Origin of the sequence: Anaerococcus urinomassiliensis (assembly GCF_900128425.1) — a bacterium.
Lineage (GTDB): Bacteria > Bacillota > Clostridia > Tissierellales > Peptoniphilaceae > Anaerococcus > Anaerococcus urinomassiliensis.
On the sequence record NZ_LT635782.1, the window covers coordinates 1,687,833 to 1,700,116 of the forward strand.

At 33.4% G+C, this 12,284-nt stretch carries 10 protein-coding genes and 1 pseudogene; 1 reads left to right on the top strand and 10 read right to left on the bottom strand.

Annotated features, from left to right (window positions below; all coding sequences use genetic code 11):
• From BQ7474_RS08950 to BQ7474_RS08960, 3 genes are read right to left on the bottom strand one after another with little or no spacing between them, the layout of a single operon-like run.
• Complete coding sequence (locus BQ7474_RS08950; protein ID WP_073998506.1) at positions 1–474, bottom strand: PTS sugar transporter subunit IIB; 474 nt, start codon at positions 472–474, stop codon at positions 1–3.
• Positions 449–2,518 (bottom strand): TIM-barrel domain-containing protein, encoded by a 2,070-nt coding sequence (locus BQ7474_RS08955; RefSeq protein WP_073998507.1) that lies wholly within the window; start codon positions 2,516–2,518, stop codon positions 449–451. Before BQ7474_RS08955 ends, BQ7474_RS08950 begins: the two co-directional genes overlap by 26 nt.
• The gene (locus BQ7474_RS08960; RefSeq protein WP_073998508.1) at positions 2,505–4,589 is read right to left on the bottom strand and encodes a glycoside hydrolase family 31 protein; all 2,085 of its coding nucleotides are present in this window, start codon (positions 4,587–4,589) and stop codon (positions 2,505–2,507) included. Before BQ7474_RS08960 ends, BQ7474_RS08955 begins: the two co-directional genes overlap by 14 nt.
• 196 nt (positions 4,590–4,785) lie before the next feature.
• On the opposite strand from BQ7474_RS08960, the gene BQ7474_RS08965 reads away from it, so the two are divergent.
• Positions 4,786–5,898 (top strand): ROK family protein, encoded by a 1,113-nt coding sequence (locus tag BQ7474_RS08965; RefSeq protein WP_073998509.1) that lies wholly within the window; start codon positions 4,786–4,788, stop codon positions 5,896–5,898.
• Positions 5,899–5,956: 58 nt separating this feature from the next.
• Here BQ7474_RS08965 and BQ7474_RS08970 read toward each other — a convergent pair whose 3' ends face one another.
• From BQ7474_RS08970 to BQ7474_RS08995, 7 genes and pseudogenes are all read right to left on the bottom strand, one after another.
• A complete protein-coding gene (locus BQ7474_RS08970; RefSeq protein WP_073998510.1) occupies positions 5,957–6,943 on the bottom strand; it encodes a tagatose 1,6-diphosphate aldolase in 987 nt (328 codons plus the stop codon).
• Positions 6,943–7,869: a hexose kinase gene (locus BQ7474_RS08975; RefSeq protein WP_073998511.1), complete on the bottom strand. Its 927-nt coding sequence runs from the start codon at positions 7,867–7,869 to the stop codon at positions 6,943–6,945. Before BQ7474_RS08975 ends, BQ7474_RS08970 begins: the two co-directional genes overlap by 1 nt.
• Positions 7,866–8,993, bottom strand: coding sequence for an N-acetylglucosamine-6-phosphate deacetylase (gene nagA, locus BQ7474_RS08980; protein ID WP_073998512.1), 1,128 nt, complete (start codon positions 8,991–8,993; stop codon positions 7,866–7,868). The genes BQ7474_RS08975 and nagA overlap by 4 nt, the downstream gene beginning before the upstream one ends.
• 20 nt (positions 8,994–9,013) lie before the next feature.
• Positions 9,014–10,147, bottom strand: coding sequence for an AgaS family sugar isomerase (agaS, locus tag BQ7474_RS08985; protein WP_073998515.1), 1,134 nt, complete (start codon positions 10,145–10,147; stop codon positions 9,014–9,016).
• A 100-nt stretch (positions 10,148–10,247) separates the two neighbouring features.
• Positions 10,248–11,132 carry a Gfo/Idh/MocA family oxidoreductase gene (locus tag BQ7474_RS08990; RefSeq protein ID WP_268873871.1) on the bottom strand — a complete coding sequence of 295 codons (885 nt, stop codon included), beginning with the start codon at positions 11,130–11,132 and terminating at the stop codon, positions 10,248–10,250.
• Positions 11,133–11,138: 6 nt separating this feature from the next.
• Positions 11,139–11,378, bottom strand: a pseudogene (locus BQ7474_RS11020) (Gfo/Idh/MocA family oxidoreductase); the annotation flags it as partial.
• 154 nt (positions 11,379–11,532) lie between these two features.
• A complete protein-coding gene (locus BQ7474_RS08995; RefSeq protein WP_073998516.1) occupies positions 11,533–12,282 on the bottom strand; it encodes a DeoR/GlpR family DNA-binding transcription regulator in 750 nt (249 codons plus the stop codon).
• Between the last annotated feature and the right edge of the window lie 2 nt (positions 12,283–12,284).

Here is a 12,284-nt window from a genome sequence, read left to right on the forward strand (position 1 = left end):
CTATATATATTTGGATAAATCTTCTTTTGGATTTGATGGTACATACTGAAAGTATACATGTGTACCTAATGACTCAATTTCTTTTAATTCTTTTTTCTGTTTAGAATTTAAATTTACTTGATTCATTATTTCTTCGCTATCATCAGACTTAAAGACAATACCAATATTTACTTCAGGTATCTTTACCCCTCCTTCAATTAATTTTAGAATAGTAGACGGCTCTTTTACAACCATCAAAACATTGTGATTGTCATATTTTCCGCTATTAAAGTTAGTTATTGCTGTAGCAGTATCAATAATGGACATACCTGTTCCAGCTGGCTTACTCATTCTCATAACGCTTTTTTGTACTTCGTCTTTACTAACCTCATCATCAACAACCATTATTCTTTTCGCCTTTGAAGCACTAGCATATTGTGTTACAACGATACCATGTACTAATCTTTGATCAATTCTTACTAAAACCAAACTCACTTAGTTTTCCTCCTATAATCTTAAACTTTAATATTAAATCATCATAATTGGCAGAACTTTTTCTTAAAAAAACTGGTATTTTATATAATGGGCAATCAACTGTGTTGTATCCCATTTCTACTTCATATCCAGTATATGGGTCTACCCAACCACTATCTGGAATGAATACTTCCATTTGCCTATCACCATAATTAACGACTGGGCAAATCAATAAATCTGAACCAAAAAAATATTGGAACCTTTCATCATAGCATTTATCTATATGTGGATACTCAAAAAACATTGTCCTCATTAGTGGCCATCCCTTTTGAGACGCTTCAATAAATAATGTCTCTATATATGATTCTAATTCATTTCTTAAGGTTACGTATTCGATTAATATTAGTTCTACGTCTTTCCCAAACGAAAATATTTCATTGCTAGATCCACTTGTTCTTACTCCTCCTCCACTATCTCCAATTTTGGGGAAGTGGGGTTGTCTATCTCCATGCATTCTCAGTATTGGGCTAAAAACAGAAAATTGAAACCATCGTATCATTAGTTCTTTGAAGTAATCGCTATCACTATTACCACTATGAAAACCACCTATATCACTTGTCCACCATGATTGTCCACACATACCAACACTCAAGGCGAATTGAATCTGATTTTTCATTGATTCAAACGAAGACTCTATATCTCCTGACCAAAGCAGAGCCCCATATTTCTGGCTTGATACGAACGCCGATCTAATTAATATAGGTAACTCAGCAGAGACACTGTTTATAGTTTTTACATAGTGTAAGGGATAGGAATTGGCAATCTTACTCATTCTATCATCATTCATTTCGTATATAAAATGATTGTAGTAATTCATTTCTGGCTCAGCCTGATCTGCCCAAAAAAGACTAACACCATTCTTTATATAATTATTTACTATCTTATTTTGCAAAAATCTTTGTGATTCATATTTTGTGAAATCAATAATGTACTTATCATTAAATAACTTGCCATCATTTATTTCACTATTTATAAGTAAATTGTTATCTTTTAAATACTTATAATTTTCAGAATCTATAGAAACTGTAGGCCAAAGCGAAACCATCAGCTTAGTGCCATTGTTCAACATTCTTTGTGACAAGTCTTTTATTCCACTCCAATATTTGTAATCAAATTTATAGTCGCCTTCTTCAGTCCAATGAAAATAGTCAATAACCATTACTGATGGTATAACCTTACGTTTTATATATTCATCATAAACAGTCTCAAGCTCTTCTTTTGTCTGATACCTTAGTTTACTTTGCCAAAGTCCCAATAACGAAGAATCCATAATTCCAGGCCTACCAATTATGCTTGTTAGCTTCTCTATTAATTCTTTAGGATTATCTCCCACAAATATTGTGTAATCAATAACATCTGAGTCAGATGCTTCCCATACTTTTTCATTATCTCCAAAAAATACTGAGCCTACTGAAAAATTATTCCATATAAATCCATAGTTTTTATCAGATATATAAATAGGTATAGCTATTTGTGAATTTCTATGAATTAATTCTATGAAGTCATTGTTTTTATTAAGTTTTTCTTCCTGAAAACCTCCCATTCCGTATATTTTTTCATTCCTATCCCCTTTAAATCTAAGTCTAGACCTAATGATTCCATTTGCTTGTTCAATAAACTCATATGGATCAATATTTAAAGATGAAGTTGGCAGATTGGGAATAGAAATGTGTTCATCAATGCCAAGTGTTCTCCTTACATTGCTCTGCTTCAGAGATACTTCTTCTAAAATCAAATTGTTATTGTTGTAATATAAAAGCTTATTGCCATTAAATATAACTTTTAACTTTGCATTTATTATGGTTATTCCATCTTCCTCAACTACTATTTCTGGTTTTGTATAAACTTGTGGATCATAATCCAAATCATTTGGAATAAAATCAGATCTTGGGCTAGCTATTACTCTAATACTGCTTTCGCTTATAGCCTTAATCTTTAAATTATATTGACTTAATTTAAAGCAAATCCAGTCATCAATAATTTGGTATTTCTCAAATATTTTCATGTTGGTTATTATTAGTAAATTCTAATAAAGCTTTAAATTCATTTGATGAACCCTCTTTAATAAATACTGGAATTTTATCTATATTAGCATCAACAGTAACATACTGACCACCCTTATAAATTTTTCCATCGAAAATATCAACCCAGCTACTTGAATCAGGTAAGTATAATTCTCTACTGGTCATACCTTCATATAAAATAGGTGCAACTAGCATTTTATCTCCAAACATATATTCATTATCAACATTCCAGCATTCTTTATCTTCTGGGAATTCGTAGAATAAAGGTCTCATCAGAGGATTTCCGAAATCATGAGCGTCTTGCATTAAGTTGTCTATATAATCTATGATTTTTTCCCTTATGTGTAAATATCTAGTAAATATTTCCTCAGCTTGATCTCCATATGACCATATTTCATTAGGTGCACCTGTAGGCATTCTTCCGCCACCTTTGTTAGAAAGTGGTTTACTATGTGGTAGCCTGTCACCGTGCATTCTAAGAATTGGCGAAAATGTTGCATATTGAAACCATCTAATCATTAGTTCCCTGAAACCTTCATCGTTTGGATTACCACCATGGAAACCACCTATATCCGTTGTCCACCATGGTAGGCCTGCCATTCCAACATTCAGTCCTGTATTAACCTGATTTCTTAAAGCTCTAAAACTACTATCTATATCACCCGACCAAGCCAATGCGCCATATCTTTGTGCACCAGCCCAAGCTCCTCTTACAAGTGTAACAACTGGCTTTTCACTTTCACTCAATCCATCATATATCATCTTAAGATATCCAATTGGATATAAATTCCCAATTTGTAGAACGGTTCCTTTATGATATCTATAATTGTCAAAATCATATACTGCATAGCCAGGCTCTGCAACATCTATCCAATAGTAGTCTATGCCTAAAGATTCATAATTCTTCTTCAATAAAGACCACACATATTCAGTAGCTTCTCTATTAGTAGTATCTACAAAAACAGTTGTTCCCTGAATTTGCATAGTGAGTCTAACACCCCTATTTACATCTACCAAATAACCATTTTCCAGATAAACATTGTAGTTTTCAGCATCAGTTTGTACAGTAGGCCATACAGAAATCAAAGGTTCAACATTATAATTATTTTTCAAGTCATCAATCAGCACTTTTACATTTGGCCAGTAGTCCTCATCAAACTTATATTCCCCTTGGTGAGGCCAGTGAAAATAATCAATAGCAATTGTAGATAATTCAATCCCCCTTTCTTTATATCCTTTTACTACTTCCATTACTTCTTCAGGAGTTCTGTATCTTAACTTGCTTTGCCATAATCCCAATAAATTTTTTGGCATTTTAGGAACTCTTCCTGTTACAGCGGTATATTTTTGCATTATTTCTTTTGGGCTATCACCTGCACAAATCCAATAGTCGATTGAAAAAGTAGAAGGCATTTTCCATTCAGTAATATTTTTTGCAAAATTAACCTTACCAATACCTGGATTATTCCATAAAAAACCATAGTTCAAATTAGAAATATAAAAAGGTATAGATATTTGTGAATTTCTTTGTGCAAGTTCTAAACTAGTATATTTAAGATCTAGAAATTCGTGTTGATACTGACCCATACCAAATATTTTTTCTTTATTATCTGATTCAAATCTACATGTGATTTCAAAATCTCCACCATTATTCGATCTATACTCTCGTGACTTTAATTTTAATGTGGAGTTAAAATCTCTGGTAACTTCTATATTTCCTACATCTTCTGAACCATCATCGTGTTTTACAGCTCTTAATCGGATATACTCTCTTAGAATAATTTCATTTTTGTCATTATAAAATGTTATTCTATCCCTATGATCCAATATAGCACATATCTTTCCATTCCTAATACTATAGGATCCATTTTTTAAATCCTTAACCTCTACATCTAAAATGTCATTAGATTTTTCTAATAAAGCATAATTTTCGTTATTGCATTTTCTATCTGGAAATGCTCTAACTCTAATTGAATCTTTTGACCATGCTTCTATTATTAGAAGCTCTTTGTCAAACTTCTTCTCTATCCTATCCTTGTATAATCCAATCATTTTTGCTCCTATAAATATATCAATTTCTAAAATAATATAACTTATTAAAAATAACCACTAAAAAACATACATCTCGGTTGTTTGTTAGTAAATTTATTTACTAACTAAACTATATCATATATAATAGTATCTGTAAAGTGTTTTTTGCTTTATTTTGAAAAATTTGTTTAATATAATTATAAGAAACGGAGACATTATGAGAAATGAATATCAAGTTCTAATATTAAATGAACTATTAAATAATATAAAAAAATCAAGAGTTGATCTATCTAAAGATTTAAAAATAAATAAAACCTCTATTTCATCAAGTGTCAGTAGTCTTATTAATGAGAATTTGATTACTGAGGTTAGTGTTGGTGAGGCTTCTTCTAAAGGTGGTAGGAGGCCTATAGAGTTAACTTTAAATCATGAGTACGCCTATTTCATCGCTATTGATTTATCTAGAGATTATATATCATATTGCATTTGTAATATGAATTTTGATATTAAAAGTTACGATATTAAGAGAATTAATATTAGTAGTGAAAATGTCACTGATGAAATTGGAGAAATCATTAGCCAGACTCAAGAAGATTATATAATTGCTGGGGACAATAAGTTAAAGGGAGTTTCTATAGCTATTCATGGAATAGTCAGGGATAATAGAGTAATATTTACTCCTAACTATGATATAGATCAAATAGATTTGGTTGCTGAACTGAAAGAGGTCTTCCCTGATATTGATTTTAATTTAATTAATGAGTCCAATGCTGCTGCCCTATGCGAATATTATATTACGCAAATTGATAATTTGACTACTATAAATGTTGGTAGTGGTGTTGGCTCTGGCATTATAATAGATGGAAAGCTTCACAAGGGCAATAGAGGTTATGGTGGTGAGATTGGTCATATGATTATCGTACCAGATGGCGAAAGTTGCCATTGTGGTAATAATGGGTGTTTTGAAAGATATTGTTCGACTTCTGCAGATATTGATTATTATAATACTTTGTCAGATGATAAAATTTCAACATCTAGTGAACTTATAGATAGATATTTTGCTAATGATGAATTTGCCATAAATACTGTTGAAAGAAATATAAAGTATATGAGTATAGGCATTAATAACATTGTTAAAACTATCGATCCTGCCTGTGTATATATTAATAGTGACTTGGCTTATAATATTCCTTTTTACCTAAAGAAGGTATCAGAGAATGTAATATCAACTTTTGGCCAACCTATAGCTATTGAAGTATCAAAGTTTAATGATAAATCCACTCTCATTGGTTGTATTTATCATTCTATAATTAATTTTTTTGAAAAATAGGGTTATAAATGCTGCAGCATGTAAGATTATCTTACATCTGCAGCTTTTTTCTTTAGTCTTATTCTTCTTCAATCTTATCAAATACTGATGTTGCGGTTTCTTTTATTACTTCGTTTAGGGTTACTATGTTGTCTTTGCCTTCTGTGTTTAGCCATTCTTTTGCGTCTTCTGCTGATTTGCCGAATACGTCTACTGCGCCTCTCCATGTTGCTCTGCCGCATAGGACGCCGTTGAATGTTGATCCGGCTTCTTTGGCGAATTTTAGGGTTTCTTTGAATAAGTCTGCGCTTACTCCACCGCTTAGGAAGATGAATGGGATGTTTGTTGCGTCTGATTGGTCTTTGAAATATTTAAGGGCTTCATCTCTTGTGTGGAGGATTTCGCCTTCTCCGTAGCCTTCTACAAAGTTCATATTTACTGGTGCTTCTACTTTTAGTACGTCTACCTTGTATCTTGGATCATCGAATACTTTCATTGATTCGATTACCTTTTTTGGACGTAATTTTGAGTATTCAATTCCTTTGGCATCGTCGATATTGGCATCGTAGTTTACGATTTCTAGGAAGTATGGAAGTCCAAGCGCTTCGCATTCATAACCTACTCTTTCTACCCAAGCTTTTTTGATGTCGTTGATTTCTTCACTTTCGTCTATGTCGTAGTATAGTAGGACTTTTACTGCGTTTGCGCCCATTTCTTTGATTCTTAGTCCTGATACGAAGTTTATTAGTCTTGGTAGTCTGCCTTCTTCATATTCGTCATAGCCTGTTTGTTCATATGACATGATTAGGCCAGCATTTTTATCTTTTGCTTCTACTCCCTTCATGCCATAGATTGGGTCTAGCAATATTGATGATGAGTACTTTGTAAGTTCGCTTGATACTAATTCTTTGAATTTGCCGATTCCTTCGACATTGTTTAATTCTGGGTTTGCTTTTCCCATCATTTTTTCCATTGATCCACGTTGGTCAATGGCAAGGGCAGCTATTGCTCCTTCTTCGTTTACTAGTTGTTTGAGATTTTCGTATTTTTCGTGAGATACTTTCATTATATTTCCTCCACTTTTATTTGATCAAAGTACTTTACAAAGTCGTCCATATTTATTGTTGCTGTTTGTGGATTTAGGACATTTAGCAGACCACAAGTCATGCTTGTTTTTATGACATCTACATCAGACATTTGTTTTTCAATAGCATACAAAGCCCCAGCTACAGATGAGTCCCCACTTCCTACTGGGTTAATGGCTTCTACTACTGGAACTGATGCTTTGTAAAGTTTATCTTTAATTTTTACAACAGCCCCATCTTTGCCAAGGGAAACTATTATAGTGTTGATTGATTTAAAAGGTTCATCAAACAATACTTCATTTAGATTATCTTTGTTGACTTCAAATCCAAGTACATCACTTAATTCTGTTTCATTAGGCTTGATCAAATCAGGTTTTATGTCAGATTTGATTACTGATTCAAGAGTCTTGCCAGATGTATCAACGGATATAAATTTATTATTATCTTTTGCGTATTTTATAATTGTTTGATAAAAATCTACATCAAGACCCTTTGGAAGTGATCCCGAAATATTTAAAATGTCACATCCATCTGTAATTTTATCAAGGCTTGCTATAAATTTATCTTTTTCTTCTTGTGTAATCTCTGGCCCTTTTTCTAGGATTTCTGTTTGCTTTCCTTCATGTAGGATTGCAATACAATTTCTTGTGGCACCTTCAATTTCAACAAATCTAGCTTCTTGGCCTTTTTCTGCAAGAGTTTCTTTGATAAACTCTCCTAAAGCACCACCGATAAAGCCAGAATGAGCTACATCTGCTCCAAGAGTTTGTAAGACATTTCCGACATTTAAACCTTTGCCACCTGCAGTTTTTAAAACTTTTTCAGTCCTGCTAACTCCATCGATATTCAGTTGATCTAGTTGGTAAGAAATATCTACCGATGGATTTGCTGTGATTGTTAAAATCATGCCCACGCCTTATTTCCGTCGATGTATGTTGCTTTTAGTTCCAAATCTTCGTCTAAAACTATAAAGTCAGCAGTATATCCTATTTTTAGTTTGCCACAAACATCATCTATGCCAACAGATTTGGCAGGGATCAGGCTTGCCATTTGGATGGCTTCAAATACATCGGCAATGTCCCAATCAACAACATTTTTAACTGCATCTTTAAGTTTTAGAATTGATCCAGCAAGAGATCCGCCCTCTTTTAGTCTTGCAGTACCATCTTTAACAATTACATCGTATTCGCCAAGTTTGTAGTCGCCTTCAGCCATACCACCTGCTGCCATACAATCTGTGATAAGGGCAATGTGATCACGACCTTTGACATTCATCAATATATTGGCAGAAACTGGATTTACGTGGTGGCCATCGCAAATAAGCTCGCTTATGGCTTCTGAATTCATAGCAGCTCCAACCATTCCAGGATTTCTGTGGTGAAGACCACTCATGCCATTATAGGTGTGGACAAAAATATTTGCTCCAGCATCAACCGCATCAATAGCCACATCATAGGAAGCATCAGAGTGGCCAAGGGCAACGTATACGCCCATAGCATTTGCCTTTTTGATGAAGTCAGTTACTCCTTCTCTTTCTGGAGCAATGGCGATTTTATTAACCAAACCATTTGATAAATCTTTCCATTTTTTAAGTTTTTCTATATCTGGATCTGACATATATTTGTCATTTTGGGCACCCTTATATTTCTCTGTGAAAAATGGGCCTTCAAGGAAGACTCCTCTTATTTTGGCACCCTCGGCTTCTTTGTATTCCTCGCCAATTACCCTACAAGCTTCATTAAGTCTATCTGTAGAATCTGTAAGGGTAGTTGGTAAAAAGCTTGTAACTCCAGTTTCAAGTAGACCCTTAGAAATAATATTTAAGGCACCAGGCTTAGCATTCATAATATCTTCGCCATGGTAGCCATGAATGTGAGTATCTACAAGACCAGGAGCAATGATTTCTCCCAGGTCTTCGTACTCTTCTGGTTCATTTTTAGAAAATGACTTAATAACGCCATCTTCAACTTCCATAAAATAGTCTTTCAAGACTTCATCTTCTAAAATAATATATTTAGCTTTATAAAACATATTTCCTCCAAAGCTTTTTCTTAAGCATTATAAGGGTGGATTATTACGCCCTTTACAACCCTGTTAACTGTTCCAGATTTTGATGGATTGTCTGGTGTGTTTCCAATTCTGAGACTAGTAATAAGACTTATAAGTTGGCCAACAATAATATATGGTAAAGCAAGGTATGCATCATTATAAACATTATTTTCGTAAACTAATTTTTCAAAATCACCTTCTATATCTGTATTGGCAAGTGCAATAATCTTTTTAGCTATTTTATCAGCAGCTGTTTCATTTAATATATCAAGGTCATAATCTTTTGTATAATCATTTGATGAAATAAATGAAACTATTAATGTTTTATCATTTACAAATGATTTTGGACCATGTCTAAAGCCCATTGATGATTCATATAAACTTGCAACTTCTCCAGCTGTAAGTTCTAAGACCTTTAGTCTTGCTTCATTTGTTAGTTTGTAAAGAGGACCAGAACCTAAATAGATTATTCTATCAAAATCAAAATCTATCAATTCTTCAATTTTACCTGCATCATCCAAGATTTCTCTTGCTGTATTAGAAAGTTCTCCTACAAGTTCCTTCTTATCATTTCTATCGTCAAAGATTAAAAGAGCAGATAAAAGCATGCATGTAAATGAACTTGTCATAGCAAATCCCTTGTCATTTGTGCCTTCTGGTTCTATAAATACAAATGATTTTTCATCATCGGCAAGCTTTAGTGCAAGTTTTCCATCAGGAGCACAAGTTAGGGCAAGATTATAAAAATCATCTACAAGCTGATCTCCAAGTTCAACTGCTGCAAGGGATTCTGGAGAGTTTCCACTTCTTGCAAAAGAAACTAAAAGAGTCTTTTGGTTTTTATTAAAGTGTAGGTATGGAGCGGAAACAAGATCAGTTGTTGCTATACTTTCAAACTGGTATTTGCCGTTATTTTTCAAATATTCACTAGCAACATTGCCCACATATTCACTTGTACCGGCACCTGTAAAAATAACTCTTACATCATCACCTAGTTTAGCTAAAAACTCATCTATTTTCGCTTTTCTTTCTTCATATAAATCATAAACTTTGAGCCATTTTTCCCCTTGAGAGAAAATTTCGCTATAAGTATTAATCGCATCGTTAGCTTTTATATATTCTGAATCTAAATACATTATTCCTCCTCATAAATTAGAAAGATTTATTTTACCTCTATTTTAATCTTACCAATTTTCATAAATCATTAAAGATTACTTTTGCATCAACTAATCAAATTCAATTATCCAAGCCACTTATAAATTCATCCATATTTATAAGTTTCTTCTTTTTTCTGCTTTGTTCAGCAGCAAAGCACATCAAATGGCTCATAACTGATTCGCTGGCACCTGTTTTTATCTTGTCCTTATCCCCTGATATGTCTTCCATGAAAGCTTTGATTATTGCTGCATCGCCTCCACCATGGCCACCATTCATCTCTTGAACTTTGATAACTCTTTCTTCGCTTGATCCGAATGTTTTGATGATAATTTCTTTTTCATGGTCATCTGCAATTATTTCGCCTTTAGTACCTTGAATTTTGATATTTCTATGAACGTTTTTAGCAAAGGCAGAAAGGTTAAATACAGCAGTCACATCATCTTCAAATTCGATTGTAGTTGCTTGGTGGTCGCAAACAGTATTATCACATACCCATACACATCTACCATAAGGACCATTTTCTAAGGCTTCTATTAGACCCTCTTCTGTAAGACTTGGATCTACAAGGTTTCTCCAGCCATAGCCTCTATAACCCTGTCTATAGAAGTTTTTAGTTGAATAGATACATTCATCTTGGTATTTACAAGATAGGCATCTATCACTTGCTCCTTCTGGTTGGTTTTCGTGAACAAAATATGTTAAATTTCCAACAGATGATATACTCTTTGGCTTAAGTCCTAAGAAATAAAGTAAAATATCCATGTCATGACATGATTTTTGAAGAATTAAAGGAGAAGATTCTTCTTCATTTCTCCAATTACCTCTTACAAAGGAATGAGCAAAGTGGAAATATCCAATATTTTCATTGTGGTTGATATTTATAACTTTGCCGATTGCTCCACTGTCAAGGACTTCTTTTATCTTAGTATAAAATGGTGCATATCTAAGCACGTGGCAGATCATAAATACATTGTCTTTTGCCTCAGCTTTTTTGGCTATATTAAATACCTCATCAGCATTTGGACTTATAGGTTTTTCTAGCAATATATCAACATCATAATCCAATGCTTTCATAGTAATGTCATAGTGTTGTCTATCATATGTAGCTATAACCAAGGCATCCACAAATTTTTCTTGATCCATTTTCTTGAAGAAATCATCTGCATTATCAAAAAGATACTCTGGATCAATTCCAAATTCTTCGCCAGTAAGTTCTAGTTTCTTTTGATTCCACTATACTGCAGCTACTATCTCAACTTCTGCGTATTTATCAAGTTCTCTAGCGTATGCGATCCTTCCTCTCTCGCCCGCTCCTATAATTCCAACTTTCATGATTAGTGTCCTCTGCTAAATATGGTTTTACTCATTTTATGACCCTAGTATATTTGGAAAGAAATTTGAAATCATTTTTAGAAATCCTATCATCAGTGATGACGCTTACATCTTCTAGCTTGTAAAATGCATAGAAGTCCTCGATGCCGATTTTGCTTGAGTCTGCTACTATGAATTTTTCTGATGCATTGTCCAAAATTATTTTTTGCAAGAAACCCTCGTCTTCGTTGTAGGCAAAGGCGTTGTTTTGGCTTATGCCGTTAACACCTATGAAGGCTTTTTGGAAGCGCAAATCTTTTATCATATCTATGGCAAGGGGACCTACGAAGGCTCCTGTGATTTTTCGATACTTTCCTCCTATTAGCCTAACATTCAGGGAGTCTATCTTGATGAGCTCATTGAATAAGTATAGGGAGTTGGTAAATATGGTTAGGTGTTTGCTTATGATATATTCTGAGACATATTCCATGGTTGTCCCAGGTCCCATAAAAATTATTTCGTCATCTTCTAGAATTTCTGAAATTTTTTTGGAGATGTATTTTTTTTGATTGATATTTTTTTGTTTCTTTTCAGTGTTTGAGTACTCGATATTTGATAGGTTTCTAACTTTCTTTGCCCCTCCATGAATACGTTTTAATAGACCTTTTTCTTCAAGCTCCTTAAGATCTCTACGTATGGTCATTTCAGTAACATTTAATGCTTTAGTAAGTCCTGAAACTTCTATTATATTTTCATCATTTACAAGCTCAATAATTAGATCTTGTCTTTCATCTTTTAACATTT

Coding starts and splice junctions, on each gene's coding strand:
- BQ7474_RS08965 (WP_073998509.1), top strand. CDS start 4,786: ATGAGAAATGAATATCAAGTTCTAATATTAAATGAACTATTAAATAAT.
- nagA (WP_073998512.1), bottom strand. CDS start 8,993: ATGTTTTATAAAGCTAAATATATTATTTTAGAAGATGAAGTCTTGAAA.
- BQ7474_RS08955 (WP_073998507.1), bottom strand. CDS start 2,518: ATGAAAATATTTGAGAAATACCAAATTATTGATGACTGGATTTGCTTT.
- BQ7474_RS08960 (WP_073998508.1), bottom strand. CDS start 4,589: ATGATTGGATTATACAAGGATAGGATAGAGAAGAAGTTTGACAAAGAG.
- BQ7474_RS08995 (WP_073998516.1), bottom strand. CDS start 12,282: ATGTTAAAAGATGAAAGACAAGATCTAATTATTGAGCTTGTAAATGAT.
- BQ7474_RS08975 (WP_073998511.1), bottom strand. CDS start 7,869: ATGATTTTAACAATCACAGCAAATCCATCGGTAGATATTTCTTACCAA.
- BQ7474_RS08990 (WP_268873871.1), bottom strand. CDS start 11,132: ATGATCTGCCACGTGCTTAGATATGCACCATTTTATACTAAGATAAAA.
- BQ7474_RS08970 (WP_073998510.1), bottom strand. CDS start 6,943: ATGAAAGTATCTCACGAAAAATACGAAAATCTCAAACAACTAGTAAAC.
- agaS (WP_073998515.1), bottom strand. CDS start 10,147: ATGTATTTAGATTCAGAATATATAAAAGCTAACGATGCGATTAATACT.